At 72.4% G+C, this 26,551-nt stretch carries 27 protein-coding genes; 11 read left to right on the top strand and 16 right to left on the bottom strand.

Going from position 1 to position 26,551, the window contains the following annotated elements:
* Window positions 1–69: 69 nt before the first annotated feature.
* The gene (locus IE180_RS00520; RefSeq protein WP_190155182.1) at window positions 70–762 is read left to right on the top strand and encodes a helix-turn-helix transcriptional regulator; all 693 of its coding nucleotides are present in this window, start codon (window positions 70–72) and stop codon (window positions 760–762) included.
* Between the two features lie 173 nt (window positions 763–935).
* Window positions 936–1,676 (top strand): tyrosine-protein phosphatase, encoded by a 741-nt coding sequence (locus tag IE180_RS00525; RefSeq protein ID WP_190154725.1) that lies wholly within the window; start codon window positions 936–938, stop codon window positions 1,674–1,676.
* Between the two features lie 12 nt (window positions 1,677–1,688).
* On the opposite strand, the gene IE180_RS00530 is transcribed toward IE180_RS00525, so the two are convergent.
* Window positions 1,689–2,780 (bottom strand): RICIN domain-containing protein, encoded by a 1,092-nt coding sequence (locus IE180_RS00530; RefSeq protein ID WP_190154726.1) that lies wholly within the window; start codon window positions 2,778–2,780, stop codon window positions 1,689–1,691.
* A gap of 234 nt (window positions 2,781–3,014) precedes the next feature.
* Window positions 3,015–4,040 carry an ATP-dependent 6-phosphofructokinase gene (locus tag IE180_RS00535; protein ID WP_190154727.1) on the bottom strand — a complete coding sequence of 342 codons (1,026 nt, stop codon included), beginning with the start codon at window positions 4,038–4,040 and terminating at the stop codon, window positions 3,015–3,017.
* A 305-nt stretch (window positions 4,041–4,345) separates the two neighbouring features.
* On the opposite strand from IE180_RS00535, the gene pta reads away from it, so the two are divergent.
* From pta to pyk, 3 genes are all read left to right on the top strand, one after another.
* Window positions 4,346–6,427 (top strand): phosphate acetyltransferase, encoded by a 2,082-nt coding sequence (pta, locus tag IE180_RS00540; protein WP_190154728.1) that lies wholly within the window; start codon window positions 4,346–4,348, stop codon window positions 6,425–6,427.
* Complete coding sequence (locus IE180_RS00545; protein WP_190154729.1) at window positions 6,424–7,695, top strand: acetate kinase; 1,272 nt, start codon at window positions 6,424–6,426, stop codon at window positions 7,693–7,695. The genes pta and IE180_RS00545 overlap by 4 nt, the downstream gene beginning before the upstream one ends.
* A gap of 82 nt (window positions 7,696–7,777) precedes the next feature.
* Window positions 7,778–9,208, top strand: a complete 1,431-nt coding sequence (gene pyk / locus IE180_RS00550) for a pyruvate kinase (RefSeq protein WP_190154730.1) — start codon at window positions 7,778–7,780, stop codon at window positions 9,206–9,208.
* A gap of 102 nt (window positions 9,209–9,310) precedes the next feature.
* Here pyk and IE180_RS00555 read toward each other — a convergent pair whose 3' ends face one another.
* The 4 genes from IE180_RS00555 to IE180_RS00570 all read right to left on the bottom strand — a co-directional run bounded on the left by IE180_RS00555 (window position 9,311) and on the right by IE180_RS00570 (window position 13,532).
* Window positions 9,311–10,612, bottom strand: coding sequence for a hypothetical protein (locus IE180_RS00555; RefSeq protein WP_190154731.1), 1,302 nt, complete (start codon window positions 10,610–10,612; stop codon window positions 9,311–9,313).
* Window positions 10,602–11,171 (bottom strand): DUF6114 domain-containing protein, encoded by a 570-nt coding sequence (locus IE180_RS00560; protein ID WP_190154732.1) that lies wholly within the window; start codon window positions 11,169–11,171, stop codon window positions 10,602–10,604. The genes IE180_RS00555 and IE180_RS00560 overlap by 11 nt, the downstream gene beginning before the upstream one ends.
* Window positions 11,172–11,290: 119 nt before the next feature.
* Window positions 11,291–11,974 carry a DUF6230 family protein gene (locus IE180_RS00565; protein WP_190154733.1) on the bottom strand — a complete coding sequence of 228 codons (684 nt, stop codon included), beginning with the start codon at window positions 11,972–11,974 and terminating at the stop codon, window positions 11,291–11,293.
* A 592-nt stretch (window positions 11,975–12,566) separates the two neighbouring features.
* Window positions 12,567–13,532: a tetratricopeptide repeat protein gene (locus tag IE180_RS00570; RefSeq protein ID WP_190154734.1), complete on the bottom strand. Its 966-nt coding sequence runs from the start codon at window positions 13,530–13,532 to the stop codon at window positions 12,567–12,569.
* A gap of 328 nt (window positions 13,533–13,860) precedes the next feature.
* Here IE180_RS00570 and IE180_RS00575 point away from each other — a divergent pair, with 328 nt between their 5' ends.
* Window positions 13,861–14,490 (top strand): TetR/AcrR family transcriptional regulator, encoded by a 630-nt coding sequence (locus tag IE180_RS00575; RefSeq protein ID WP_190154735.1) that lies wholly within the window; start codon window positions 13,861–13,863, stop codon window positions 14,488–14,490.
* An 80-nt stretch (window positions 14,491–14,570) separates the two neighbouring features.
* Here the strand turns inward: IE180_RS00575 and icmA are convergent, their stop codons facing one another.
* The 4 genes from icmA to IE180_RS00595 all read right to left on the bottom strand — a co-directional run bounded on the left by icmA (window position 14,571) and on the right by IE180_RS00595 (window position 18,689).
* A complete protein-coding gene (icmA, locus tag IE180_RS00580; RefSeq protein WP_190154736.1) occupies window positions 14,571–16,271 on the bottom strand; it encodes a coenzyme B12-dependent isobutyryl-CoA mutase large subunit in 1,701 nt (566 codons plus the stop codon).
* A 71-nt stretch (window positions 16,272–16,342) separates the two neighbouring features.
* Window positions 16,343–16,675, bottom strand: a complete 333-nt coding sequence (locus IE180_RS00585; RefSeq protein ID WP_190154737.1) for a DUF3817 domain-containing protein — start codon at window positions 16,673–16,675, stop codon at window positions 16,343–16,345.
* Between the two features lie 43 nt (window positions 16,676–16,718).
* Complete coding sequence (locus IE180_RS00590; RefSeq protein ID WP_190154738.1) at window positions 16,719–17,228, bottom strand: MarR family winged helix-turn-helix transcriptional regulator; 510 nt, start codon at window positions 17,226–17,228, stop codon at window positions 16,719–16,721.
* A 9-nt stretch (window positions 17,229–17,237) separates the two neighbouring features.
* The gene (locus IE180_RS00595) at window positions 17,238–18,689 is read right to left on the bottom strand and encodes an MFS transporter (RefSeq protein ID WP_190154739.1); all 1,452 of its coding nucleotides are present in this window, start codon (window positions 18,687–18,689) and stop codon (window positions 17,238–17,240) included.
* 82 nt (window positions 18,690–18,771) lie between these two features.
* Between IE180_RS00595 and IE180_RS00600 the strand changes: the two genes are divergently transcribed.
* Entirely contained in the window at window positions 18,772–19,764 is a 993-nt protein-coding gene (locus IE180_RS00600) for an ArsR/SmtB family transcription factor (protein WP_190154740.1), read from the top strand.
* Between the two features lie 6 nt (window positions 19,765–19,770).
* Here IE180_RS00600 and IE180_RS00605 read toward each other — a convergent pair whose 3' ends face one another.
* The 5 genes from IE180_RS00605 to IE180_RS00625 all read right to left on the bottom strand — a co-directional run bounded on the left by IE180_RS00605 (window position 19,771) and on the right by IE180_RS00625 (window position 22,719).
* Window positions 19,771–20,445, bottom strand: a complete 675-nt coding sequence (locus IE180_RS00605) for a TetR/AcrR family transcriptional regulator (protein ID WP_190154741.1) — start codon at window positions 20,443–20,445, stop codon at window positions 19,771–19,773.
* 59 nt (window positions 20,446–20,504) lie between these two features.
* Window positions 20,505–21,164, bottom strand: a complete 660-nt coding sequence (locus tag IE180_RS00610; RefSeq protein ID WP_190155183.1) for a DUF4166 domain-containing protein — start codon at window positions 21,162–21,164, stop codon at window positions 20,505–20,507.
* Between the two features lie 44 nt (window positions 21,165–21,208).
* Window positions 21,209–21,931, bottom strand: a complete 723-nt coding sequence (locus IE180_RS00615) for a hypothetical protein (RefSeq protein WP_190154742.1) — start codon at window positions 21,929–21,931, stop codon at window positions 21,209–21,211.
* A 153-nt stretch (window positions 21,932–22,084) separates the two neighbouring features.
* Window positions 22,085–22,378 (bottom strand): MTH1187 family thiamine-binding protein, encoded by a 294-nt coding sequence (locus tag IE180_RS00620; RefSeq protein ID WP_190154743.1) that lies wholly within the window; start codon window positions 22,376–22,378, stop codon window positions 22,085–22,087.
* Window positions 22,375–22,719 carry a DUF3817 domain-containing protein gene (locus IE180_RS00625; protein ID WP_190154744.1) on the bottom strand — a complete coding sequence of 115 codons (345 nt, stop codon included), beginning with the start codon at window positions 22,717–22,719 and terminating at the stop codon, window positions 22,375–22,377. Before IE180_RS00625 ends, IE180_RS00620 begins: the two co-directional genes overlap by 4 nt.
* A gap of 107 nt (window positions 22,720–22,826) precedes the next feature.
* Between IE180_RS00625 and IE180_RS00630 the strand changes: the two genes are divergently transcribed.
* The 4 genes from IE180_RS00630 to IE180_RS00645 all read left to right on the top strand — a co-directional run bounded on the left by IE180_RS00630 (window position 22,827) and on the right by IE180_RS00645 (window position 25,504).
* Window positions 22,827–23,465 carry an AIM24 family protein gene (locus IE180_RS00630; protein ID WP_041662875.1) on the top strand — a complete coding sequence of 213 codons (639 nt, stop codon included), beginning with the start codon at window positions 22,827–22,829 and terminating at the stop codon, window positions 23,463–23,465.
* On the top strand, window positions 23,465–24,115 hold the full coding sequence (locus tag IE180_RS00635) for an AIM24 family protein (protein WP_190154745.1): 651 nt from the start codon (window positions 23,465–23,467) through the stop codon (window positions 24,113–24,115). Before IE180_RS00630 ends, IE180_RS00635 begins: the two co-directional genes overlap by 1 nt.
* Entirely contained in the window at window positions 24,112–24,897 is a 786-nt protein-coding gene (locus IE180_RS00640) for an AIM24 family protein (protein ID WP_190154746.1), read from the top strand. Before IE180_RS00635 ends, IE180_RS00640 begins: the two co-directional genes overlap by 4 nt.
* Window positions 24,898–25,027: 130 nt before the next feature.
* Window positions 25,028–25,504: a MarR family winged helix-turn-helix transcriptional regulator gene (locus IE180_RS00645; protein WP_030693295.1), complete on the top strand. Its 477-nt coding sequence runs from the start codon at window positions 25,028–25,030 to the stop codon at window positions 25,502–25,504.
* A 71-nt stretch (window positions 25,505–25,575) separates the two neighbouring features.
* Here IE180_RS00645 and meaB read toward each other — a convergent pair whose 3' ends face one another.
* Window positions 25,576–26,532 (bottom strand): methylmalonyl Co-A mutase-associated GTPase MeaB, encoded by a 957-nt coding sequence (gene meaB, locus IE180_RS00650; protein ID WP_190154747.1) that lies wholly within the window; start codon window positions 26,530–26,532, stop codon window positions 25,576–25,578.
* Window positions 26,533–26,551: the final 19 nt, after the last annotated feature.

Raw genomic sequence — 26,551 nt, forward strand, 5'->3', positions numbered from 1 at the left:
GTTACCGCCCGGTTCCCACGTTCCTACGACGCCGCATGTTGGAAGAACACACCGTAGCCAGCCGTCACCCTGCGCACCTACCGTGGCCGGGTGCACCAACCCTCCCCACCCTTCGACGCCCTGGCCGCGCGCCGCCTCCGCGAGGGCCTCGGCATGGTTCCCGATCACGTCGCCTACGGCCTGCGGGCGCAGTACGGGCTCCTCGTCGCCCCCCAGACCGTCGTCGCCTGGGAACGCGGCGGGGCGGTCCCGAACGAGCAGGAGCTCACCGCCCTCGCGGGCGTCCTGTGGTGCTCCCCCGCCGACCTCATCGCCGCCGCCTCCACCCTGCGCGAGCACCGGGTCGGGCGCGGGCTCTCGACCGAGGAGCTCGCCCGGCGGGTGGGCATGGCGGCCCACGCGTACGAGCGGATGGAGGAGGACGGCCGCTGGCGCGGCACCGAACGCCAGACGGTCGCCCTCGCCGAGGCGCTCGGCCTCGGCCCGCGCGCCCTGATCACCGCGACCGGCGGCGACGAGGCCCTCACCGAGCTGCTGCGCGACGCGGCGACCACCCGCTGGCAGGCGTACGTGAAGCCGACCGTGAAGCTGGTGCCGCTGCCGAAGCGGATCGTGGAGGCCGCGCTCCGGCAGCTCCACTCGGACTACCACGTCCGGATGACGGCGGTCAGCAGCTGGGGCGCCCCGGGGACGACCGGCGACGAGGGACGCGCCTACCTGGACGGGATCACCGAGCACTTCTGGGCGGCGGTCGGCCCGTAGACCGTCCGGGACGGAACGACGGAACGACGGAACGACGGAACGACAGCTCTACAGCTCGACAGGTCAACGGCTCGGCGGCTCGACAGGTCAACGGCTCGACGGCTCGGCGGCTCGACAACCCATCGGGTCTCCGGCCCATCGGATCCCGCGCCGGGGGCCGTACATTGACGGCCGTGAGACGACACATACCCTTCGACCGACTCCACAACTTCCGTGACCTGGGCGGCTATCGGACCGCCGACGGCGGGACCGTGCGGTGGGGGACCCTCTACCGCTCCGACTCCCTCGGCAAGCTCGCGGACGCCGCCCCGGACGACCTGGAGCGCTTCCGCGCGCTGGGCGTGGGCACGGTGATCGACCTGCGCTATCCGTGGGAGATCGCCGCCAAGGGCCGTCTGCCGGAGACCGAGGAGGTCTCCTGGCACAACCTCTCCATCGAGCACCGCCCCTACGACCAGGAGGCGATCGACCCGGCCCTCGACCCCTGGCGCCACCTCGCCGACCGGTTCGCCGAGGTCGCCGAGGACGGGGCGGAGGAGCTCCGTACGGCCCTGGAGCTGATCGCCGCCGCCGAGGGGCCGCTCGTCTTCCACTGCGCCTCCGGGAAGGACCGCACGGGTCTGCTCGCGGCCGTCGTCCTCGGCCTCCTGGGGGTCCCGGACGAGGAGGTCCTCGCGGACTTCGCGCTCACCGAGCTGGCCACGGAGCGGCTGATCGCCGACTGGCGGGCCGCGCACCCGGGCCGTGAACCGCGCTGGCCCGGCTACGGCCGGGCACCCGCCGACGTCATCCGGCTGTTCCTCGCGGACCTGCGCGAGCGGCACGGCTCGGTGTACGCGTACGCCACCGGGCACGTCGGGCTCGACCCGGCGGTGGTGGCGGCGCTCAAGGCCCGTCTGGTCGAGGCCGCCTGAGGCCCGGCCCGCTCAGTCCCACCGGTCGAAGTCGAAGAGCTGCCCGGCCGCGTCCGGCGCGCAGGGCGCCTGGGCGAGCCGCGCCCAGGCGGCCGAGCGGTCGCCGACGACGGTGACGCAGCCGCCGGGGGTCGCGGAGCCCACCGGGACGATCCGGTAGCCCTCGACGGGAGTGCCGTACGCCTCCAGGGCGAAGGTCTCGACCCGGGTCGGGTCGCCGCACTCGGAGTCCTCGTACGCGGCACCGGGTGTCCGGCCGCCCGAGGGGAGGCCGGAGCAGCGGGGGCCGGAGCCGGGGTGGTCCGAAACGATCCTCCACCGGCCGCCGCCCGCCTCCGCGAGCGAGTAGCGCGGGAGGCCGGCGGCGGCGCACGGCAGCTGGTGGACCTGGCCGGTGCGGGTGCCGCGCCGCTCGCCGAGGCAGAAGTCGGTGCCGGCCACCCGGATCCGGACGTCCCCGGCGGCGGGGGCGGTGGGGGTACGGGGCGGATGCCCGGCGTGCCCGTCCCGCAGGAAGGCGACGACGCTGACCCCGGCCAGCACGAGCCCGGCGAACGCGACGACCGCGACGAGCCCGCGCCGTATCCGGGACCCGGCTCCGACCGGCACCCCACCCCGGGAACCGCCCTCACCGCCGCCGCCGGAACCACCGGGCCCGCCGGAACCACTGGACCCGCCGGGACCACCGGCGGGACCACCAGGACCGCCAAAGCCGCCGGGGCCCCCGGGGCCACGGGCGTCGGGACCTTCGGCGGTCGCGGACCGGACGGGCGTTCCCTCCGGGGCCTCCGGGGCCTCCGGGGCCGCCCCGTACGCCCCCCGCCCCGCCAGCTCCCTCCGTACCGTCCGCCAGTGCTCCGCCTCGCCCTCCCCGACCCCGCAGGCGCGGACGAAGGCGATGAGCGGTTCCTCCCGTGGCAGGGTGGGGCGGGCCAGCATGTGCGCCACCGCGGAGCGGGGCAGGGCGTCTCCGCGCGTCTCCGCGCGCGCCGACAGCTCGTGGCAGGTGAGGCCCGACCAGTCCTTGAGCGCCTGGAGGCACGCGAGGAACTCGGCGGGGTTCCGTACCTCCCGTGGATCGGGCGCGTGCTCCCCCGGCGTCATCCGCGCGTCCCCCTTCCCGCCGGACAAGGTCGGGACATGTCCGGGACGGCCCCCAGCCTTGTTGATCCCGCGCCGGGGCTCAAGAGCGGAATCCGGCATTTCCGGGGAGTGCCGGGCACGGCGGGGTGGCCCCGGCCGTCCACGGGGGCGGTCGGGGCCGGTGCCGGGTCGTACCGGGCCCCGGACACCCGGGGGTCCCGCCCGTCCCGAGGCCCGGAGGGCCGGCCGTCCCGGTCAGAAGACCGACTCGGCCTCGCGCATGCGGTCCTCGGGGACCCTCTTGAGCTGGGTCACGGCCTCGGCCAGCGGCACCATCTCGACGTTCGTGCCGCGCAGCGCGGTCATCCGGCCGAAGTCGCCGCGGTGGGCCGCCTCCACCGCGTGCCAGCCGAAGCGGGTGGCGAGCACCCGGTCGTACGCGGTCGGCGTGCCGCCGCGCTGGACGTGGCCGAGGATGACCGGGCGGGCCTCCTTGCCGAGGCGCCGCTCCAGCTCGACGGCGAGCTGGTTGCCGATGCCCTGGAAGCGCTCGTGGCCGAACTGGTCGATCTCGCCCTTCTCGTAGTCCATGGAGCCCTCGGCCGGGTGCGCGCCCTCGGCGACGCAGATGACGGCGAACTTCTTGCCGCGGGCGAAGCGCTCCTCGACCATCTTGACGAGGTCGTCGATCTGGAAGGGGCGCTCGGGCAGGCAGATGCCGTGGGCGCCGCCGGCCATGCCGGACTCGAGGGCGATCCAGCCGGCGTGGCGGCCCATCACCTCGACGACCATCACCCGCTGGTGGGACTCGGCGGTGGTCTTGAGGCGGTCCATGGCCTCGGTGGCGACGCCGACGGCGGTGTCGAAGCCGAAGGTGCGGTCCGTGGAGGAGATGTCGTTGTCGATGGTCTTCGGGACGCCGACGACGGGCATGCCGGCCTCGGAGAGCATCCGGGCGGCGGTCAGGGTGCCTTCGCCGCCGATGGGGATGAGGACGTCGATGCCGTAGGTGCGGGCCAGGTCGGAGGCGGACTCGGCGGCCTCGCGGAGCCGGTTCCGCTCCAGGCGGGCGGAGCCGAGGATGGTGCCGCCGCGGGCGAGGATGCCGCTGACGGCGTTGAGGTCGAGGGGGCGGTAGTGGCCGTCGAGGAGGCCCTTGAACCCGTCCTCGAAGCCGATGACTTCGTCGTCGTGGCCGGTCAGCGCCCGGTGCACGACCGACCGGATCACTGCGTTCAGGCCGGGGCAGTCGCCGCCTGCGGTGAGAACTCCGATACGCATCGTGCTTGGTCTCCTGCTCGGTCGCGGTCCGTGGTGAGCCACCACGATTCTCCCACGCACCGCCCGGCGGGCGCGTTCGCCGGCCGTCCGCGCGTCCTGGCCGACGGGCCCGCGGAGGCCTTTCGTCCCGGGGTTCCGGGCCCTTTGCCCAGGGGGCGACGTAACCATCGGCGGGGGTATTGTCAAGGGGGTAATGCCGCCCTATCGGGGCTTTCTGAGCACTGTCGATTGACGCACGGGGGTGTGGATCGGTGCCGCGAGAGCACCGCTCGGCCCTTCCGCAGGACTGGACAGGAGACCACGGCGTGACGCGCAGCGTGTACGTGACCGGGATCGACCGCGGTGACGGCCGCCAGGTCGTCGAGCTGGGAGTCATGGAGCTCCTCACCCGCCAGGTGGACCGGGTGGGGGTGTTCCGTCCGCTGGTGCACCACCGCCCCGACCGGCTCTTCGATCTGCTGCGCGCCCGCTACCGGCTCTCGCAGGACCCGTCGTCGGTCTACGGCATGGACTACCACGAGGCCTCGGCGCTCCAGGCGGAGCGGGGCACCGACGAGCTGGTCTCCCAGCTGGTCGACCGCTTCCACGCCGTCGCCCGCGACTACGAGGTCGTCCTCGTCCTGGGCACGGACTTCGCCGCCACCCAGCTCCCCGACGAGCTCGCGCTCAACGCGCGCCTCGCCAACGAGTTCGGCGCCTCCGTCATACCGGTGGTCGGCGGCAAGAGCCAGACCCCCGAGTCCGTACGGGCCGAGGCGCGCAACGCCTTCCGGGCGTACGACGGGCTCGGCTGCGACGTGCTCGCGATGGTCGTCAACCGGGTGGCCGGCGAGGACCGCGAGGGCATCGCCGAGCGGCTCGCGGCCCGGCTCCCGGTACCCTGCTACGTACTGCCCGACGAGCCGGCGCTCGCCGCGCCCACGGTCGCCCAGATCACCCAGGCGCTCGGCGCCTCCGTCGTCCTCGGCGACGACGCGGGTCTCGCGCGGGACGCGCTCGACTTCGTCTTCGGCGGCGCGATGCTGCCGAACTTCCTCAAGGCGCTGACCCCGGGCTGTCTCGTCGTGACCCCCGGGGACCGGGCCGACCTGGTCGTCGGCGCGCTCGCCGCGCACTCGGCCGGCACCCCGCCGATCGCCGGCGTGCTGCTCACCCTGAACGAGCGGCCCGACGACGAGATCCTGACCCTGGCGGCCCGCCTGGCGCCCGGCACGCCGGTCATCTCCGTGCCCGGCACCAGCTTTCCGACCGCCACCGAGCTGTTCTCGCTCGAAGGCAAGCTGAGCGCCGCCACCCCGCGCAAGGCGGAGACCGCCCTCGGCCTCTTCGAGCGGCACGTGGACACCGCCGACCTCCTCAAGCGGATCTCGGTGGCGCGCAGCGGCCGGGTCACGCCGATGATGTTCGAGCACGAGCTGCTCGAACAGGCCCGGGCCGACCGGCGCCGGGTGGTGCTGCCGGAGGGCACCGAGGAGCGGGTGCTGCGCGCGGCGGACGTGCTGGTCCGCCGCGACGTCTGCGACCTGACGCTGCTCGGCGACGTCGAGGCCATCCGCAAGAAGGCCGCCGACCTGAGCGTGAACCTGGGCGACACGCAGCTGATCGACCCGCAGACCTCGGAGCTGCGCGACACGTTCGCCGAGAAGTACGCGGCGCTGCGGGCCCACAAGGGCGTCACCGTCGAGCTGGCGTACGACGTCGTCTCGGACGTGAACTACTTCGGCACCCTGATGGTGCAGGAGGGACTCGCCGACGGCATGGTGTCGGGTTCCGTGCACTCCACGGCGGCGACGATCCGGCCCGCGTTCGAGATCATCAAGACGAAGCCGGACGCGTCGATCGTCTCCTCGGTGTTCTTCATGTGCCTCGCCGACAAGGTCCTCGTGTACGGCGACTGCGCGGTCAACCCGGACCCGAACGCCGAGCAGCTCGCGGACATCGCCGCCCAGTCGGCGGCGACGGCGGCCCGCTTCGGGGTGGAGCCGCGCATCGCGATGCTCTCGTACTCCACCGGCACCTCGGGTTCCGGCGCGGACGTCGACAAGGTGCGGGAGGCGACGAAGCTGGTCCGCGAGGCGCGTCCGGAGCTGCGGATCGAGGGCCCGATCCAGTACGACGCGGCCGTCGAGCCGTCCGTGGCGGCGACGAAGCTGCCGGGTTCGGAGGTCGCGGGCCAGGCGACCGTGCTGATCTTCCCGGACCTGAACACGGGGAACAACACCTACAAGGCCGTGCAGCGTTCGGCCGGCGCCGTGGCCGTCGGCCCGGTGCTCCAGGGCCTGCGCAAGCCCGTGAACGACCTCTCGCGCGGCGCGCTCGTCAGCGACATCGTCAACACGGTCGCCATCACGGCGATCCAGTCCCAGTCCCAGGAGCTCCCGGCATGACCGCCCACCCGTCACCCGCCACCGCCCTGCCCGACGAGCTCCGCTCGACCCCTCCCTCTCGCGTGCTGGTCCTCAACTCCGGCTCCTCGTCGGTGAAGTACCAGCTGCTCGACATGCGGGACGGCGGCCGCCTGGCGCAGGGTCTCGTGGAGCGGATCGGCGAGGAGACCTCGCGGATCGCGCACACCCCGCCGAAGGGCGGGGAGAAGCGCGAGAGGAACGGGCCGATCGCGGACCACGCGGCCGCGCTGAAGGCGGTCGCCGAGGAGCTGGCGGCGGACGGCCTGGGCCTGGACTCCCCCGAGCTGGCGGTGATCGGCCACCGGGTGGTGCACGGCGGGCTGCGGTTCACCGAGCCGACGGTGATCGACGACGAGGTGCTCGCGGAGATCGAGCGGCTCGTGCCGGTGGCGCCGCTGCACAATCCGGCGAACCTCGTCGGCATCCGTACGGCGATGGCGATGCGCCCGGACCTGCCGCAGGTGGCGGTCTTCGACACCGCCTTCCACACGACGATGCCGGAGTCGGCGGCGCGGTACGCGATCGACGTGGAGACCGCCGACGCGCACCGGATCCGCCGGTACGGCTTCCACGGCACCTCGCACGCGTACGTCTCGCGGGAGACGGCAAGGCTCCTGGGCAAGGAGCCGGAGGAGGTGAACGTGATCGTGCTGCACCTGGGGAACGGCGCCTCGGCGTCGGCGGTGCGGGGCGGCCGGTGCGTGGACACCTCGATGGGCCTGACGCCGCTCGAGGGCCTGGTCATGGGCACCCGCTCGGGCGACGTCGACCCGGCGGTGACCTTCCACCTGATGCGGAACGCGGACATGTCGGCGGAGGAGGTCGACGTGCTGCTGAACAAGAAGTCCGGGCTGGTGGGGCTCTGCGGCGACAACGACATGCGGGAGATCCGCCGGCGGATCGACGAGGGGGACGAGCGGGCGGCGCTGGCCTTCGACATCTACGTGCACCGGCTCAAGAAGTACATCGGGGCGTACTGCGCGGTGCTCGGCCGGGTGGACGCGGTGGCGTTCACGGCGGGGGTCGGTGAGAACGCGGCGCCGGTGCGGGAGGCTGCGATCGCGGGCCTGGAGGAGCTCGGGCTCGCGGTGGACCCGGACCTGAACTCCGCGCGTTCCGACGAGGCCCGGATCATCTCGCCGGTGTACGCGCGGGTGGCGGTCGCGGTGGTGCCGACGGACGAGGAGCTGGAGATCGCGCGCCAGAGCTACGCGCTCGTTCTGGAAGGGGCGAGCTCGAACGAGTGAACGCCTGAGCGGGCCCGCGCCCATTTGTACTTTCCGCCAGACGGAATATTCCGCAGTGAAACAAACCGATAGGATCCGCCTCATGCGCCGTTCCAAAATCGTCTGCACGCTGGGCCCCGCCGTCGACTCGTATGAGCAGCTGAAGGCTCTCATCGAGGCCGGCATGAACGTGGCCCGATTCAATTTCAGCCACGGGTCCCAGGCAGAGCACCAGGAGCGGTACGACCGCGTCCGGCAGGTCTCCGCGGACACCGGGCGCGCCGTCGGCGTCCTCGCCGACCTCCAGGGCCCGAAGATCCGTCTGGAGACCTTCGCCGAGGGACCGGTCGAGCTGGTGCGCGGTGACGAGTTCACCATCACCACCGAGGACGTCCCGGGCGACAAGTCGATCTGCGGCACCACCTACAAGGGTCTGCCGGGCGACGTCTCCAAGGGCGACCAGGTCCTGATCAACGACGGCAACGTCGAGCTGCGGGTCGTCGAGGTCGACGGCCCCCGGGTCAAGACCATCGTCGTCGAGGGCGGCGTCATCTCCGACCACAAGGGCATCAACCTGCCCGGCGCGGCGGTCAACGTGCCCGCGCTCTCGGAGAAGGACGTCGACGACCTCCGCTTCGCGCTGCGGATGGGCTGCGACATGGTCGCCCTGTCCTTCGTCCGCGACGCCGACGACGTCAAGGACGTCCACAAGGTGATGGACGAGGAGGGCCGCCGGGTCCCCGTCATCGCCAAGGTGGAGAAGCCGCAGGCCGTGGAGAACATGGAGGCCGTCGTCGCGGCCTTCGACGCGGTCATGGTGGCCCGTGGCGACCTCGCGGTGGAGTACCCGCTGGAGCAGGTCCCGATGGTGCAGAAGCGCCTCGTGGAGATGTGCCGCCGCAACGCCAAGCCGGTCATCGTCGCCACCCAGATGATGGAGTCGATGATCACCAACTCCCGGCCGACCCGCGCCGAGGCGAGCGACGTCGCCAACGCGATCCTGGACGGCGCGGACGCGGTCATGCTCTCGGCCGAGTCCTCGGTCGGCGCGTACCCGATCGAGACCGTCAAGACGATGTCGAAGATCGTCGCGGCGGCCGAGGAGGAGCTCCTCTCCAAGGGCCTCCAGCCCCTGGTCCCCGGCAAGAAGCCGCGCACCCAGGGCGGTTCCGTCGCCCGCGCGGCCTGCGAGATCGCGGACTTCCTCGACGGCAAGGCGCTGATCGCCTTCACGCAGTCCGGCGACACCGCCCGCCGCCTCTCGCGCTACCGCACGCAGCAGCCGATCCTCGCCTTCACGACGGACGAGGGCACCCGCAACCAGCTCACCCTGAGCTGGGGCGTGGAGTCCTTCCTGGTCCCGTTCGTGGACAACACGGACGCCATGGTCGACCTCGTGGACGCCGAGCTCCTCAAGCTCCAGCGCCACAGCGAGGGCGACATCATGGTCATCACCGCCGGCTCGCCCCCCGGCGTCCCCGGCACCACGAACATGGTCCGCGTCCACCACCTGGGCGGCGCGCCGCGCGCCTGACCCGCGTGACGCACGACGAAGCCCCCGTCCGGTGCGGACGGGGGCTTCGCCGTGTGCGGCTCCCGGAGCGGTACGGGGATCGGCCGGCGAACTGTACCGAGGTCAGCTGGGCTCGATCGTGTTGTGGAGGCCGGGGATGCGGAGGGTGCCGCCGAACTGGCCCGCCTGTATCACCGTCACCTTGGTGAAGACGGCCCACGGCACGTCCAGCGGCGGCGGGGTCTCCGGAGTGAAGGTGACCGGGATGAGCCCGAAGAGGTTGCCCTTCAGGGACTCCGTGTACATGGTGACCGTGCCGTCGGTGATGGTCGAGTCCTCGCCCCGGGCGGAGCGGACGTGGCCCGAGAGCCCCTCCGAGTGGACCGTCGTCTGGTGCAGGTCCCTGATCTTGACGTTGCTCGCGGTGAACTTCAGCGCCTTCTTGACCTTGCCGCCGGCGGTCTTGACCTCGACGATGCCGTGGTACTTCAGGCCGATCAGTTCGAGCCTCGTGCTGTCCAGCCGCCACGGCTCGTCCGGGAGCAGCGGGATGCCCGGCTCCAGCTCGGCCGCTGCCAGCGCCTCGGGGTCCGGCACGGGACACGGGAAGCGGGGCTTGGCCCCGTCGGGTATGTCCGCGTCCGGCTTGGCGTCGAGGCCCTTGGCGCTCTCGGGGAGTTCCTCGACCGTGGCACCGGCCTCCGCGGCGGCCTTCTCGATCGCCTTCCTCGTCCGGTCGGCGTCCGGGTCCTCCGCCGGCTTCGGCTTCGAGGACGCGGTGGCGGTCGGCGCGGGGGTGTCGGTGGCCGGCGCCTTGTCGGCGGGGGCCTCCGTCTGCTGCGGGGCGGGGGTCGTCGGCGCCGCCGTCGTGGGCGTGGCCGTCGGCGTCCCGTCCGGGCCGTCGAAGAGGTCCTTGAGGGCGTCGCCCAGGCCCAGCGGGTCCAGCGGGTTCTTGGACTGCGTCGGCGAGGGGGTGGCCGTGGGGGTCGCGGCGGGCGCGGGGGCGGTCGTCGCGTGTTCCTGCGTCTGCGGCGCGGCGGTCTGACCGGTCTGCGTCGCGGTGGGCGCCGGGGCCCCGGACGGCGTCACGGTGGCGGAGGGCGTGGCGGTCGCCGAGGGGGTGTCCGTCGGCGTGGCCGTGGCGGTGGGCTTGGTGCTCTCCTCCGGCTTCGGCGTCTCCGACGCCTCCGGCGTCGGCTCGTCCGAGCGGGTCACGCAGGGGCCGGGGGCGAAGGGGATGTCCTTGTCGTCCGCGAGGGCGAGCCTGGGCGTGAGGCCCATGCCCACGAGCACCGCGGTCGGCATGGCGGCCAGTGCCATCGCCTTTCCGGCGGGGCCCTGGATCCTGTTCAGCAGCGACTTGCGCGGGGCCGCGTGCCGCGGGCCCTCCTTCGCGAGCGCCGACTGAGTCTCGTCACCCCGCACTGTTCCTCCCGCCGTTGGCGTCGGTCGTGGTTTCGGTCGCCAGGTGCTCCGCCCCGCGCTGCTCCGGGAACGCGGCCGTCGGCACGATCTCCGTAGCGGGCTCCGCACCGGCCTCGTGAGAGGCCTCCGGGTGACCGTCGTGCTGCGCTTCCTCGGTCTCCTCGACCGGGCGCGCGGGCGCCCAGGAGGCGGACATGGCGCCGCCGATGAGGGCGAAGAGGTATCCGACGACGAGGCCGCCGAAGTTCGACACCGGGATGGAGACGAGTGCGAGGACGATCGACGCGACGCCCGCGAACACCCGCACGATGGGCTGGAACCACATCGTCAGTCCGAGCGTGATGAGCAGGACGCCGATGATCAGCGCGGCCGACCCGGCGGTCGTCTGCATGGCGATCGTCATGTTGCCGAGCCGCATGTCCCCGTACGGGAGGTAGGCGATCGGTACGCCGCCGATCATGGTGAACAGTCCCGCCCAGAAGGGCCGGGTCTGCCGCCAGACCTTGAACCGGTTCTCCTTCTTGGGGACTTCGCGGGAGGCGGGGTACTCGGCGCTCATGGAACAGCTCCCTGGAAGCGGTGTTGCTGAGGAAGATGAAGAGAAGGAACCTGGCGGGTGGGACCGCACGCGGCGGCCCCACCCTCCGGAACGGATCGGCCCTCAGGGGCCGGCCGGTCCTAGTAGCACTCTTGGTCGGTGCCCTTGTGCAGCGACAGGTGCAGGCCCGGAAGCGTGAAGGTGGCGGCCGTGGTGGCCCAGGCCTTCTGCTTCACGTTCTTCAGCGTCGCCGTCTCGGCGCGCTGGCCGAAGCCGTACGGGCTGGCCGCGGTGTTCGGCTGGATGCCCGGCTTGCCGTCGACCACCTTGCCGCCGAACTCGTTGAGCTTGCCCGCGGCGACGCCGATGTCGATGTTGCCGAACTCGGCGTCGGTCTGGAGGTCGGAGACATCGAGGTAGATGTCCTTCGCCCGGACCTTGTCCTCGTCCTTGCCGGTCGTCGCGGCCTCGTTGCCGGCCTCCAGGCGGAGGGTGACCGAGTCGTTGATGAACGGCACCTTCGGCGTCACGACCGACTGGCACATCTTGGTGATCTTGGCGGTGGAGAAGCCGGAGACCGCCACCGGGGCGGCGAGGTTCGAACCGTCGAGGTTCTTGCCGACGTCCACGCTGCCGTACTGGACGAAGTCCTTGCCCTCAAGACTCTGGGCCGAGACCTTGAACTCCTGGCCGGAGATGCTGAAGGACGCGGCGAGCGCGCCCTGGGCCAGACCCACACCGATCGCGGCCGTCGCGGCCACGCTCGGGACCATGACGACGGCGAACCGCTTCCATCTGGTCCCGCCACGAACCTGGGACTTCATGAGAATTCCTCCTTCTCGGACGTACATCTCCGAAGGGGGCCCGGGAGCCCGCCCTGGGATGGGAGAAGAGCTACGTCCTCGGGAAGGAGAGCGCCGAGGCATCAGGCGGCGCGATGCGCGTCCGAATCACCGGCGATCACCCCCGAGCGACAACCATGGGTCACGCCTTCGAGCGCGACCTGTTCTGGACAGGCCCCGGTCGGTGAGATCGGGAACCCCCCTGTCCACGACCGGTGCCGGAACACCGGTCCACTCGGTGGGGACCCTCGCCGCGTTCCCGGGTGGTTCCCGGGGTATGCGATTCGGACCGAGCGTCGCCGATCGTGGTCCATTCCGGGCCCCCGCACAAGGGGGTTCGTTACTGGCTAGTAACGGGTGGATAACCACGCCATGGCGGGGCGGGACCGAACGGGCACGCTGGGTGCGTTAGGGCGGTGGGGAATGTCGGGAGATCGCCGGATGAATACGGACAGAACGTCGGGTTCGATTTACTGCAAGTAACAGCGGCCGCGATTACCAAGTTTTGGTAAAGCGCGGCCGCGTTTTGTCACCCTGCTGCCAAATCGTCGGACGATTCGGCGCGCCCCGGGAGCTAGAACAGCACCCGTGCGAGGGCCTGCCGGGCCGCCGTCACGCGCGGATCGTCGGCACCGATCACCTCGAACAGTTCCAGGAGCCGCAGCCGCGCCGCGTTCCGGTCCTCGCCCACCGTGCGGCGCACGGTCTCCACGAGGCGCCCGAAGGCGTCCTGCACGTGACCGCCCACCAGATCCAGGTCGGCGGCGGCGATCTGCGCGGTGACGTCGGCCGGGTCGTCCGCCGCGTTCCTGCGGACGGCGGCCGGGTCGAGGTCCTGCACCCGGGTGAGGAGTTCGGCCTGCGCCAGACCGAGCTTGGCCTCCGGGTGGGCCGGGTCGTCGGCGAGCACGTTCTTGTACGCCTGGACGGCACCCGCCAGGTCGCCCGCGTCGAGCGCGGACATCGCCGCTTCGAGGAGCGCGTCGTACGGACCGGCCGGCCGCGCCGCCGGATCGAAGGCGTCGGCGCCCGCGTCCACGGCGATGCCGGTGAGGCCGAAGCGCTCTTCACCGACCTGGATCAGCTGGTCGAGGGTCTCCCGGATCTGCGCCTCGGGCACCGCTCCTTGGAACAGCGGCAGCGCCTGACCGGCGACCACCGCGAAAACGGCCGGAATTCCCTGGATGCCGAACTGCTGCATCAGCATCTGGTTGGCGTCGACGTCGATCTTCGCGAGCAGGAAGCGGCCGTTGTACTCGACGGCCAGCCGCTCCAGGAGGGGGCCGAGCTGCTTGCAGGGCTCGCACCACTCGGCCCAGAAGTCGAGGACGACCGGAACCTCGGCCGAGCGCTGGAGCACGTCGCGCTCGAAGCCGGCCTCGTCGACGTCGATCACCAGGGCCGACGGGGGCACGGCGGCGGAACCGCCCTGCCGGGCGGCTTCGGCCCGCACCTGCTCCGCCTTCGCCTTGGCCTCTCCGGCCGCCTTCACCGCGGCGAGGTCGACGACGCCGCTCATGGACATGTTTCGGGGCTGCATGGATACATCCTCCCCCTTCCGCGCGCGTAACCGGTAAGCCATGGCTGAACCGCGCCGTCCGCGCATCTCCCGCCGGTGTGCGAGACGCGCGGACGACACGGTTCCTCGTCTTCGGTGGCACCGGGTCCCCACCCGGCGCCCTCTGTCGCACCGGATCCCCATCCGGCACTGTGGTTGTCGCTCAGGCCGCTCAATGCCTTTCGCTACAGGTCGTAGCGTAACTCCGGGGAAGGACCCGGCGGGAGGGCGGGAGCGGGATCCGTACGGTGAACTGCCTCACATCACCGACCCCTGGCGGTGTACCTACCGGCGGGTATGGTCGCTTTCCATGTGTAAGCGCACCAACCCCCGCGGCGGCCGCACCGGGCGCCCCCGCTCCACGGAGGCCGACACGGCCATCCTGGAGGCGACCCGCGCGGCCCTGGTCGAACTGGGCTGGTCCAAGCTCACGATGGGGGACGTGGCCGGCCGCGCCGGGGTCGCGAAGACGACCCTCTACCGCCGCTGGGCCAACAAGAACGAGCTCGTCGTGGACGCCGTCGCCGTCCTCTTCGACGAACTCGAACTGCCCGACCTGGGTTCCCTCCAGGCCGACATCGAACACGTGGTGCTGCAGTTCGCGGCCCTCCTCGAACGGCCCGAGACGAAGACGGCCCTGATGGCCGTGGTGGCCGAGTCGACCCGGGACGAGCCGCTCCGCGAGCGCATCCGCGCCTCCATCGTCGACCGCCAGAAGCGCCTGGTCCTGGCGGGCCGCGAGCGGGCCCAGCAGCGCGGCGAACTCCCCGACGAGCACCCCGTGTCCACCGTCGCCGCCCTCGACGACCTGATCTTCGACGTGGTCGCCGGCGCCGTGGTGCACCGGGCCCTGGTGAGCGCGGAGCCGGTGGACGAACCCTGGGCGGCACGCCTCTCCGCCCTCCTCCTCGGCGGCCTGGGAGCGGCGGCGGCGCACTAGGCGGCGCGTCGGGCGCATGCGGCGCGTCGGGCACACGCGGGGCGTCAGGCGCATGCGGGGCATCGGGCGTACGCGGGGCGTCAGAAGCCCGGGGGCTCCGTGTAGACCCCCCACTCCTCGCGCAGGGCGTCGCAGATCTCGCCGAGCGTGGCCTCGGCGCGGACGGCCTCCAGCATGGGCGGGATCATGTTCGACCCGTCCCGGGCCGCCGTGAGCATCGCGTCGAGCGAGGCGCGGACCCGGGCGTCGTCCCGTCGCCCCTTGCGCTCGCCGAGGACGCGGACCTGCTCCCACTCGACCTCGTGGCTGACCCGCAGGATCTCCAGGTCGCCGGTGACCGAGCCGTGGTGGACGTTGACGCCGACGACCCGCTTCTCGCCCTTCTCCAGGGCCCGCTGGTACCGGAAGGCGGACTCGGCGATCTCGCCGGTGAACCAGCCGTCCTCGATGCCGCGCAGGATGCCGGAGGTCATCGGACCGATCGGATGCCTGCCGTCCGGGTGGGCGAGCAGACCGCGCTCCTTGATCTGCTCGAAGACCTTCTCGGCGTCGGCCTCGATGCGGTCGGTGAGCTGCTCGACGTACCAGGAACCGCCCAGCGGGTCGGCGACGCCGGCGACGCCGGTCTCCTCCATCAGCACCTGCTGGGTGCGCAGCGCGATCTCGGCGGCCTGCTCGCTGGGGAGCGCGAGGGTCTCGTCGAGGGCGTTGGTGTGGAGGGAGTTGGTGCCGCCGAGGACGGCGGAGAGCGCCTCGACCGCGGTCCGCACGACGTTGTTGTACGGCTGCTGGGCGGTGAGGGAGACCCCGGCGGTCTGGGTGTGGAAGCGGAGCCACTGCGCCCTGTCGGTCCTGGCGCCGTAGACCTCCTTCATCCAGCGGGCCCAGATCCGGCGGGCGGCGCGGAACTTGGCGATCTCCTCGAAGAAGTCGAGGTGCGCGTCGAAGAAGAAGGAGAGGCCGGGGGCGAAGACGTCGACGTCGAGGCCGCGGGAGAGGCCGAGTTCGACGTAGCCGAAGCCGTCGGCGAGGGTGTACGCCAGCTCCTGCGCGGCCGTCGCCCCCGCCTCGCGGATGTGGTACCCGGAGACCGAGAGCGGCTTGTACGCGGGGATGTTCGCCGCGCAGTGCTCCATCAGGTCGCCGATCAGGCGCAGATGGGGCTCGGGCTCGAAGAGCCACTCCTTCTGGGCGATGTACTCCTTGAAGATGTCCGTCTGGAGCGTGCCGTTGAGGACGGCCGGGTCGACGCCCTGGCGCTCGGCGGCGACCAGGTACATGCAGAAGACCGGGACGGCGGGCCCGGAGATCGTCATGGACGTCGTGACGTCCCCGAGCGGGATGCCCCCGAAGAGGACCTCCATGTCGGCGGCGGAGTCGACGGCGACCCCGCAGTGGCCGACCTCGCCGAGGGAGCGGGGGTCGTCGGAGTCGCGGCCCATGAGGGTCGGCATGTCGAAGGCGACGGAGAGGCCGCCGCCGCCCGCGGCGAGGATCATCTTGTACCGCTCGTTGGTCTGCTCGGCGTTGCCGAAGCCGGCGAACTGGCGGATGGTCCAGGTCCGGCCCCGGTACCCGGTGGGGTGCAGACCGCGGGTGAAGGGGTACTCGCCGGGCCAGCCGATGCGCTCGAAGCCCTCGTAGGTGTCACCGGGCCGGGGGCCGTAGACCGGCTCCACGGCGTCGCCGGAGAGCGTGCTGAAGTCCGCGTCCCGCTTGCGGGCCTTGTCGTAGCGGGCCTGCCAGCGGCGGCGGCCCTCCTCGATGGCGTCAGCGTCCATGCCTCGAATTTACTAGGACGTCCTAGTAAATGTCGACGGGAAACCCCCGCAGGTGAGTGCGGGGGCGGGGGTCAGGCCTTGACCGGCTGCGCCTGCGCGCCGCTGACCAGCGGAAGCGTCTCGGCGACGACCTTGCGCTCGACGAAGAACGCGGCGGTCGGGATGGTGCCGGAGATCAGCACCCAGAGGAGCTTGCCGAACGGCCACTTCGCCTTGGAACCCAGGTCGAAGGCGAAGATCAAGTAGATGATGTAGAGGACGCCGTGCAGCTGGGAGACCGCGAAGGTCAGGTCCTCGCCGACGCCGAAGCCGTACTTGGCGACCATGCACGCGCACAGGATGAGGAGCATCACGGCGGTCACGTACGCCATGACGCGGTAGCGGGTCAGCACGCTGGATTTCATGCCGTCGAGCGTAACGGCACGATCCGGGCGATCTTCGCCCGGGTCAGCCCTCGTCGAAGTCGTGCGCCGCGACCCGCAGCGGGCGCAGCATCGCGAAGATCTCCGCGCACTCCTCGGCGTCGTACGCACCCAGGCCGAAGTCCATCCCCATCAGGTCGCGGGTCGCGGCCTCGACCACCTCGCGGCCCTTCTCCGTGATGGAGGCGAGGGTGCCGCGGCCGTCGTTGGGGTTGGGCCGCTTGGCGACGAGCCCCGACTTCACCAGCCGGTCCACCGTGTTCGTCACCGAGGTCGGGTGGACCATCAGCCGCTCGCCGATCTTGGACATCGGCAGCTCGCCCGCCTTGGAGAAGGTGAGCAGCACCAGGGCCTCGTACCGCGCGAAGGTCAGCCCGTACGGCTTGACGACCGCGTCCACCTCCGCCAGGAGGATCTGGTGGGCGCGCATGATCGAGGTGATCGCGGCCATCGAGGGGACCGGGCCCCAGCGCTTCTGCCAGAGTTCGTCGGCTCGGGCGATGGGGTCGAAGGGGAGACTGAGCGGCTTCGGCACGCGTCGACCTTACCGACTGGTCACATGCCGGTCAGCCCCGTCTCGCCTTTCGGTCGCCCGCAGCTCGACGGCGGCGGCGAGGAGACAGACCGTGCCGAGGACGCCCGCGCCCGCGACGACCGCGTGCACGGGGGCGAACTCGGCCGCGATCCCCGCACCGGCCATGCCGACGCCCTGCACGGTCATCATGCCCGCGGTCATCAGGGTCATGGCCCTCCCCCGCTGCTCCTCGGGAACGGCGGCGACGAACCAGGCGTCGAGGCCGAGGGTGTACGCGCCGGTGGCACCGGCCAGGAACAGGGCGACGGCCGCGAGGGCGACGCCCGGCTCGGGGGCGTACAGGAGGTACGGCAGGACGCCGGTGACGGCGAGCGGCAGCACGATCCGGGAGCGGGCCCCGGCGGAGAGGAACGACCCCGCGAAGAGCTCGCCCGCGATGGTGCCGACGGGCAGCGCGCACATGAGCAGGCCGAGGGCGGCGGTGGAGACGCCGATCTCGTCGGCGTAGGGGGCGGCGAGCGCCTCGGGCACGACGGCGAAGAGCGGCGGCACCCAGAACATCAGCATCAGGGCGCGCACGCGCCGGTTCCGCAGCACCACCCAGGTGCCGGCGAGCCCGCCGCCGGGCCCCTTCCCGGCCGCCCGGGCGGGGCGGCGGGCGGTGCCGAGGCGCAGGAGCAGCGCGGAGACGAGGAACGTGGCGGCGGTGACGACGAGGGCGCCGCGCGGCGGGACGAGGGTGAGGAGGACGCCGCCGGCGGCGAAGCCGGCGAGCAGCGCGCTCTGCGACACGATCCGCAGCAGCGAACGCCCGAGCACGAAGAGCTCGCCCTCTCCGAGGATGTCGGCGAGGGTCGCCATGCGGGTGCCGTTGAAGACGGGCGAGACGACGGCGACGGCGCAGCGCAGCACGAGCAGGACGGCGACGGGGGTGGCGGGCACGACCATGAGCGCGACGCAGCCGGCGCAGACGAGGTCGCAGACGACGAGGATCCGCCGGGGCGGGAGCCGGTCGGCGAGCCCGGCGAGGAGGGTGCCGCCGAGGAGGTAGGGGAGGAACCCGAGGGCGAAGGTGAGCGAGGAGAGGAGCGGCGACCGCGTCAGGTCGTACACGAGCACGGTGAGCGCGAGCTCGCTGACGACGACCCCGAGCAGCGAGAACAGGTGCGCCACGAACACGAACCGGAACTCGGGGACGGCGAAGACGGCGAGGTAGCCGGGGGCGGCCGGGGCCGGGGCGGGCGGGGCGGCCCCGGGGGCGGAGCCGGGCCCGACGGTCCGGGCCGGAGCGGGCGCGCGCCCGGCCCCGGAGCCGGGGGCGGGGACGGGCGCGGCGGCCCCCCTGGGAGCCGGTGCGGCTCCGGGAGCCGGTGCCCCGGGCCGCGGGGCGGGGCCCGGTGGGAGCGGGGCGGGGGTGGGCGCGGGCGCCGGGAGCGGCGTCCGGGTGTCGTTCTCGGGCATGGGCGCAGCGTGCCCGGCGCCGAGGGACGGTCCTAGACTTTCGGCTCCAGCCGAATGTCCAGCCGCGTCCCCGGAGGGCCCCGTGCCGTACCACCTGCGTTTCGGCGGGGCCGACCCGCTGCGGATCCGGTTCGCGATCTCGCCGCTCTGGGAGACGCACTCCGCCGTGCGGGTGCTCGCGCGGCCCGCGAAGCAGGGCTACCACCTGCCGTGGATGCGGCGGATCGCGGGCGCCGCGCGGGAGCTCGACCTCGGGCCGCTGCAGCTGCTGATGCCGCTGCGCGGGCACAGTCCGGACTTCCTGTACCCACCTCCGCTGGGCCCCGCCGCCGCCTTCGAGGACGAGATCACGGCCGTACGGGAGACCGACCCGGCGCTCGCCCTGGACGACTTCGAGCGGGCGCTCGCCGAGACGCCGGGGGCGGCGGACACGGCGGAGGGCCGACGACTGCTCGCCGATCCCGCCGGGGCGGTGGGCCGGCTCGCCGATCTGCTGCGCGCCGCCTGGGAGGCCCTGATCGCGCCCGAGTGGCCCCGGCTGCGCGCGCTCCTGGAGGCGGACGTGGCGTACCACTCGCGGCGGCTCGCGGAGGGCGGTCTCGAACGGCTGCTGGGCGAGCTGCACCCGGCCTTCGACTGGGCGGCGGAGACGGCCACGCTGCGGGTGGCCTATCCGGGGGAGCACGACCGTCCGCTGGACGGGCAGGGGCTCGTGCTGATGCCGTCGGTGTTCACCTGGCCGGACGTGGTGAGCGGTTTCGATCCCCCGTGGCAGCCGACGGTGGTCTATCCGGCGCGCGGCATCGGCGGGCTGTGGTCGGAGCCCGCCGGCCGCACGCCGGAGGCGCTGGCCCGGCTGCTCGGGCCGGTGCGCGCGGACGTGCTGTGCGCGCTCGACGAGCCGATGGGCACCACGGCGCTCGCCCATCTCCTGGGCCGGGCGCCCTCGTCCGTCTCGTCGCACCTGGCGGTGTTGCGGGACGCGGGGCTGCTGACCTCGCGGCGGTACGGCCACCAGGTGCTGTACGAGCGGACCCCGCTGGGCATCGCGTTGTCGCGGCCCGGCCCGGAATGAGGAGCGTCAGGGCTCCAGCCGCCGTCGCAGGGTGTACGTGACGGCCCTGCGCGCCACCGGGTTCAGCTCCTCGACCGCGGCCATCAGGGCGCCGAGCTGTTCGAGGGCGGCGAGGGCGGTCTCCGCGCCCGCCGGGTCGACCCCTTCGTAGAGTTCGAGGCCGACGAAGGAGGCGGCGACCGCGCGGGCGAGCCCAGCGGGGTCGGTGAACCCGGCGAGGGGGGTTCCGGCGAGGACGCGGACGAGGACCTGTTCGATCTCGGCGATCCACAGGTCGAGTCCGGCGGCGGTGGCGGGGGCGAGCCGGGGGTGGGTCTGGGCGCCGGCGAGCAGCTGGCCGAGGACGGCGACATGACCGGCGTCCCGTTCCTCGGCGTGCATCTCGCGTCCGAAGGCGAGCAGCTCGGAGAAGCTGCCGACGGAGCGGAGCCGGTCCCGGTGGCGGGCCACCCGCTGCTCGGCGCCGTGCCGGCAGGCGGCGGAGAGCAGTTCGTCGACGGAGCCGAAGTGGTAGAAGACCAGGGCCTGGTTGACCCCGGCGGTGGTCGCGATCGTCCGGGCGGAGGCCTTGGCGATGCCCTGTTCGACGAGGGTGCGCAGGGCGCCGTCGAGGAGTTTCTCCCGGGTCTCCCGGCTCCTGGCGTCCTGCGCCTTCGCGCCCGCCGCGGTCCGCCCGCTCACGCCCGTACCGCCCCGCGTCACACCCGCACCGCCCCGCGTCACGCCCGTACCGCCCCGTGTCACACCCGTACCTCCTCGCGCACCGGGCGCAGCCCCGCGCGCACCCCGGTGGAGCGTACGTCGGCGTAGGCGGCGGTGAAGGACCCGTGGTAGCCGAAGAGGGGGCCGAAGTGCCGGTTGACGACCCGGACGTCGATGCGGAAGCGGCCGGTGCGCTCGTCGAAGGACTCGCGCACCTCGGCCCGGCCGCCCAGGAGCTCGGGGACGCGCACGTCCACGGGGCCCTCGCGGAAGCGGTGCTCGCCGGAGGTGACGAGGAGCGAGCCGTCGGGTTCGGCGGTGGGGTGCAGGTCGCTGGCGAGGTGCTGGTGGGTGCCGAGGTAGTCGAGGACGCAGGCGCGCTCGGGACTGTGGACCATGGTGGCGTCGAAGCGCCGGGGGCCGCCGGGCAGGGCGAAGGTGCGGACGAAGGTGACGGTCTCCCGTCCGTACGAGTCGGCGTAGGGCACGTTCTCGATGGTGAAGGGGACGTCGCGGCCGGTGCGGGGCAGCAGGATGTTCCGCAGGGCGCCGAGGGCGAGGAAGGGCTTCACGAAGGCCCGGCCGTGCCAGATCCGGTCCATGACGCCCCGTCCGACGCACAGCTCGCCGCTCGCGAGCCCGACGGAGAAGCGGCGCTGGAGTTCGGGGTGCAGCCGCTCGAACGCGGCGTCGCCCATGGCGGTGCGGAAGATCGAGGGCGCGGTGGAGGTCACGGTCGCGGTCACGGCTGCTCCAGGGTGGCGAGGAGCCGGGGCTCCCGGTGGCGGGCGGGCGGGGTGCGCAGACAGCGGCGGGCCGCGGGGGTGCGCGGGGAGGGCGGTACGAGGACGGCCGCGGCGAGTCCGAGGACGGTGAGCGGGACGGCCGCGAGCGGGACGGGGCCCGGCCGCAGGGAGGCGGCGAGCGCCGGGGCGGTGACGAGCAGGACGCGGGCGGCGAGTTCGAGGAGCCAGCGGTCGCGGGAGTCTTCGGGGGCGATGCCCCGCTCGCACCAGAGCCGCAGCCGGTCGAAGGACCAGGCGGTGGCCCAGCCCATGAGGGGCCGGAAGAGGAGTCGGTCGGCGAGCCGGCCGGGGCGGCCCCAGCGGGGCCGGTAGTCGTAGCCGGTGAGGAAGCGGATGCCGTCGGGGGTGGGGACGTACCTCCAGTAGCCGCTCCCCTCGGCGAGGAGCGAGAGCGGGTGCGGGGAGGCGAAGCGGAGGGCGGAGACCCGGTCGCCGCCGGCCCGGTGGCGCTCCCCCGCGGAGACACCGGTGCCGGCGACGACCAGGAAGGGCAGGACGCGCGTCGCGTAGCGGAAGCGCCGGGGTTCGCCCTCGGCGTGCGGGAGGTGGGCGATCTCGGTGAACCGCAGGTCCCACCGCTGGTGCCGGTCGGGTTCCTGCGTGCGTTCCCAGAGCGTCTCCAGGTCCGTGCGCACGCACGTCTCGATGTAGAGGCCCATGGCCGATCCCCCCGCCCGCCCGGGATTTTGAGCGAGTGCTCAAAACTCTCCGCGAGCGAAGGTAGCCGATGTTGAGCACTCGCTCAACCGGGGGAACGACGAAAAGCCCCCGGCCCGGAAGGAGGACCGGGGGCTGGTTCGGTTCGGGGCGCGTCAGGCGCCGAGGTGGCGCTCCACCGTCTCGACCTTGGAGGTCAGGCCGTCCGTCACACCCGGTCGGATGTCGGCCTTGAGGACGACGGAGACGCGCGGGGCGCGGGCCTCGACGGCGGCGACGGCGCGCTTCACGACGTCCATCACCTCGTCCCACTCGCCCTCGATCGAGGTGAACATGGCGTCGGTGCGGTTCGGCAGGCCGGACTCCCGGACGATCCGGACGGCGTCGGCGACGTACTCGCCGACCTCCTCCCCCACGCCCAGCGGGGTGACCGAGAACGCGACGATCACGCGTTGACCACGCCTTCGCGACGCGCGCGGGAGGCGATGACCGCGTCCTCGGCCTCGCGCTTCAGCTTCCGCTCGGCGTAGAAGCCGCCCAGGGGCAGCACCGAGAGGACGAAGTAGAGGGCCGCGGTCCCGAAGCTCCACTTGGTGCGGTTCCAGGCGTCCAGCCAGAAGAGGACGTACAGGACGAAGAGGATGCCGTGGATCGCGCCCATGACCGGCACCGCGTTGAAGTCCGTCGTCCGCTTGAGCACCGAGCAGACCAGCAGGAGCAGGAACGAGACGGCCTCCGGCGCGGAGACGAGCCGGAGCCGGTGGAGGGAGGAAGCGGTCTTGATGTCCACGGAGGGGGTCACCTTCGTTCGATCTTGTGAACGGATGCACAAGGGCCCGTCCATTGTGCACGCCGACTTTGCTGTCTCTTTGGCCGGGGGCCCAGTACCTTCCTGGGGTGGCAACGTTCCGACTCCAAGGCAGCAAGGTGCTCGCCGTCTCCATGACCGGCGACGCCGTCAAGGCGAAGAACGGCTCGATGGTCGCCTATGACGGCCAGATGGCGTTCAAGAAGATGAGTGGCGGCGGTGAGGGCCTGCGCGGCATGGTGACCCGCCGGCTCACGGGTGAGCAGATGGAGGTGATGGAGGTGCGCGGTCAGGGGACCTGCTGGTTCGCCGACCGGGCCTCCGAGATCAACCTCGTCTCCCTGCACGGCGACAAGCTGTGGGTGGAGGCGAGCAACCTGCTCTGCACCGACGCGGGGCTGCGCACCGGCACCACCTTCACGGGCCTGCGCGGCGGCGCCACCGGGAACGGTCTCTTCACCACGACCGTCGAGGGCACCGGCCAGGCCGCGATCATGTCGGACGGTCCGGCGGTGGTGCTGCGGGTGACCCCGCAGTACCCGCTCCAGGTGGACCCCGGGGCGTACATCGCCCACCAGGGCAACCTCCAGCAGCACTTCCAGTCCGGGGTGACCTTCCGCACCCTGATGGGCGAGGGCGGCGGCGAGGCCTTCCAGATCCGCTTCGAGGGCGACGGCCTCGTGTACGTGCAGCCGAGCGAGCGGAACACGATCGGGGGTGACGTCTGATGCCGTTCCGCGAGATCAACTCGAAGATGGTCGAGGCGACCGTCGTCCCCGGGCAGCGGATGTTCAGTCAGCGCGGCGCGATGCTCGCGTACCGCGGTGACGTCACTTTCACGCCGAACATGGCGGGCGGTCAGGGCGGCCTGATGTCGATGATCGGCCGCCGGGTGGCCGGCGAGGCGACCCCGCTGATGACCGTCGAGGGCGCCGGCACGGTGATGTTCGGGCACGGCGGTCACCACATCCACGTGATCGCCCTGGCGGGCGACACCCTGTACGTGGAGGCCGACCGGCTGCTCGCCTTCGACGGGACCCTGGAGCAGGGCACGATGTTCATGGGCTCGCAGGGCGGGGTCATGGGCATGGTCCGCGGCCAGGTGACCGGCCAGGGACTGTTCACGACGACCCTGAAGGGGCACGGTTCGGTGGCCGTCATGGCGCACGGCGGCGTCATCGAGCTGCCGATCACCCCGGCCCGCCCGGTCCACGTCGACCCGCAGGCGTACGTGGCGCACCGCGGCGACGTGCGGAACAAGCTGTCCACGGCGCTGGGCTGGCGCGACATGGTGGGGCGCGGCTCCGGCGAGGCCTTCCAGCTGGAGCTGAGCGGCAACGGCGTGGTGTACGTCCAGGCCTCGGAGGAGAAGCTGTGAGCACCCCGGTGATCCACGATCCGACGACCCTTCCGTCGGACGACAACGTCAATCCGTACACCTTCTGCGTGGAGCTCAAGGGGAGCCAGTGGTTCCTGCAGAAGGGGAAGATGATCGCCTACTACGGACGGATCGAGTTCAACGGCATCGGGCACGGCCGGCTCGACCGGCTGGTGCGGACGTCCTTCCACTCGCCGCTGCACGCGAGCGACTGGGTGGTGGCCGAGGGCAGCGGGAAGATGCTGCTGGCGGACCGGGCCTTCGACGTGAACTCGTACGACCTGGACGAGGGCAATCTGACGATCCGCTCCGGGAACCTGCTGGCCTACCAGCCGTCGCTGGCGCTGAAGCAGTCGATCGTGCCGGGCTTCGTGACGCTGATCGGCACGGGCAAGTTCGTGGCCGCCTCGAACGGCCCGGTGGTCTTCATGGAGCCGCCGGTGCGGGTGGACCCGCAGGCGCTCGTCGGCTGGGCGGACTGCCCTTCGCCCTGTCACCACTACGACCACGGCTACATGACGGGCGTGATGGGCGGTGTCCGCGCGCTGACGGGCATCGGCGGGAGCTCGGGCGAGGAGCACCAGTTCGAGTTCGTCGGCGCGGGCACGGTGCTGCTCCAGTCGACGGAACTGCTGATGCCGGAGCTGGCGACCGGCGCGCCGCCGGCGCAGGCGGGCGTTCCGGGCGGGCACGGGGCGCCCGGTTCCGGCCAGGGGCCGCTGGGTTCGGTACCGCGCCTTCCCGGCCAGCTCGGCGACCTCCAGCGTCGCTTCGGCCTGTAGCCGGTAGTCTGCGGAGTGTGACGCCCTCGAACGTCTGCGCCGCGCCGGGCCGGGGGCGCCCGGTGTGCGGTGCGCGGCGTCACACTCCCCGACTTCGTCAAGTATTCAACTTCTTAGGTAGAATCCATACATGGAGACCGAGACGGCCACCCCCTGGCTCACCGACGGCGAGCAGTGCGCCTGGCGCACGTTCCTGGACGTCCAGAGAATGCTGACGTACCAGCTGGAGCGGGACCTCCAGCCCTTCGGCCTGACGATGAACGACTACGAGATCCTGGTGAACCTCTCGGAGTCGGCGGAACGGCGGCTGCGCATGAGCGACCTCGCCGCCGCCACCCTCCAGTCGAAGAGCCGGCTCTCCCACCAGATCACCCGCATGGAGAACGCCGGCCTCGTACGCCGCGAGAACTGCGAGTCCGACCGCCGCGGGCTCTACGCCGTCCTGACCGACGACGGCATGGAGACCATGCGCAAGGTCGCCCCGCACCACGTCGAGTCGGTGCGCAAGCACTTCATCGACCAGCTCAGCGGCGAGGCCCTCGGCGACCTCCACGAGTCCCTGAAGCCGATCGCCGAACAGCTCCGCGGCCGCCGCGGCAAGCCGTGACCTGACATATGCGCCCTGCGGAAAGGGCCTCCCCGGACGACCGGGGAGGCCCTTTCCACACGTCCCGGAGCTCAGTTTCCGGTCAGGCTCGCGACCAGCTCGTCGGCGGCCGCGTACGGGTCCAGGCCGCCCGCCACGATCCGCTCGGCCAGGGCGTCCAGGCGCCGGTCCCCGTGCAGGTCCCCGATCCGCTCGCGCAGGGCCGTGACCGCGATGGTCTCCACCTCGCGCGCGGCACGGGCCCGGCGGCGCTCCGCCAGGACCCCGCGCTCCTCCATCCAGGCGCGGTGCTTCTCCAGGGCCTCCACGACCTCGTCGACGCCCTCGCCGCGCGCCGCGACCGTCTTCACGATCGGCGGCCGCCAGTCGCCCGCCGCCCGCGCCTCGCCGAGCCCCAGCATGTGGTTGAGCTCGCGGGCGGTGGCGTCCGCGCCGTCCCGGTCGGCCTTGTTCACCACGTACACGTCGCCGATCTCCAGGATGCCCGCCTTCGCGGCCTGGATCCCGTCGCCCATGCCCGGTGCGAGCAGGACCACCGACGTGTCGGCCTGGGAGGCGATCTCCACCTCCGACTGGCCCACGCCGACGGTCTCCACGAGGATCACCTCGCAGCCGGCCGCGTCCAGGACGCGGATGGCCTGCGGGGCGGACCAGGCGAGCCCGCCCAGGTGGCCGCGGGTCGCCATGGAGCGGATGTAGACGCCCGGGTCGGAGGCGTGCTCCGACATCCGGACCCGGTCACCGAGGAGCGCTCCCCCGCTGAACGGCGAGGACGGGTCGACGGCGAGGACGCCGACCCGCCTCCCGGCCCTGCGGTACGCGGAGACCAGCGCGGACGTCGACGTGGACTTGCCCACGCCCGGCGAGCCGGTCAGGCCCACCACGTACGCGCCGCCGGTGAGCGGCGCGAGCGCCGCCATCACCTCGCGCAACTGGGGGGACGCCCCCTCCACCAGGGAGATCAGCCGGGCCACGGCCCGCGGCCGGCCCTCCCGTGCCTGGGCGACGAGTGCGGGGACGTCCACCATCTGCGCTGCTCCTCGATCG

The organism is Streptomyces litmocidini, from assembly GCF_014649755.1.
Lineage (GTDB): Bacteria > Actinomycetota > Actinomycetes > Streptomycetales > Streptomycetaceae > Streptomyces > Streptomyces litmocidini.

Bases quoted from the DNA above. Each gene is read 5' to 3' on its own strand.
- IE180_RS00595 (WP_190154739.1), bottom strand. From the start codon at position 18,689: ATGCCCGAGAACGACACCCGGACGCCGCTCCCGGCGCCCGCGCCCACC.
- icmA (WP_190154736.1), bottom strand. From the start codon at position 16,271: ATGGACGCTGACGCCATCGAGGAGGGCCGCCGCCGCTGGCAGGCCCGC.
- IE180_RS00575 (WP_190154735.1), top strand. From the start codon at position 13,861: ATGTGTAAGCGCACCAACCCCCGCGGCGGCCGCACCGGGCGCCCCCGC.
- meaB (WP_190154747.1), bottom strand. From the start codon at position 26,532: ATGGTGGACGTCCCCGCACTCGTCGCCCAGGCACGGGAGGGCCGGCCG.
- IE180_RS00615 (WP_190154742.1), bottom strand. From the start codon at position 21,931: ATGGGCCTCTACATCGAGACGTGCGTGCGCACGGACCTGGAGACGCTC.
- IE180_RS00545 (WP_190154729.1), top strand. From the start codon at position 6,424: ATGACCGCCCACCCGTCACCCGCCACCGCCCTGCCCGACGAGCTCCGC.
- IE180_RS00570 (WP_190154734.1), bottom strand. From the start codon at position 13,532: ATGCAGCCCCGAAACATGTCCATGAGCGGCGTCGTCGACCTCGCCGCG.
- IE180_RS00535 (WP_190154727.1), bottom strand. From the start codon at position 4,040: ATGCGTATCGGAGTTCTCACCGCAGGCGGCGACTGCCCCGGCCTGAAC.
- IE180_RS00610 (WP_190155183.1), bottom strand. From the start codon at position 21,164: ATGGGCGACGCCGCGTTCGAGCGGCTGCACCCCGAACTCCAGCGCCGC.
- IE180_RS00635 (WP_190154745.1), top strand. From the start codon at position 23,465: ATGCCGTTCCGCGAGATCAACTCGAAGATGGTCGAGGCGACCGTCGTC.
- IE180_RS00530 (WP_190154726.1), bottom strand. From the start codon at position 2,780: ATGACGCCGGGGGAGCACGCGCCCGATCCACGGGAGGTACGGAACCCC.
- IE180_RS00585 (WP_190154737.1), bottom strand. From the start codon at position 16,675: ATGAAATCCAGCGTGCTGACCCGCTACCGCGTCATGGCGTACGTGACC.
- IE180_RS00560 (WP_190154732.1), bottom strand. From the start codon at position 11,171: ATGAGCGCCGAGTACCCCGCCTCCCGCGAAGTCCCCAAGAAGGAGAAC.
- IE180_RS00645 (WP_030693295.1), top strand. From the start codon at position 25,028: ATGGAGACCGAGACGGCCACCCCCTGGCTCACCGACGGCGAGCAGTGC.
- IE180_RS00565 (WP_190154733.1), bottom strand. From the start codon at position 11,974: ATGAAGTCCCAGGTTCGTGGCGGGACCAGATGGAAGCGGTTCGCCGTC.
- pyk (WP_190154730.1), top strand. From the start codon at position 7,778: ATGCGCCGTTCCAAAATCGTCTGCACGCTGGGCCCCGCCGTCGACTCG.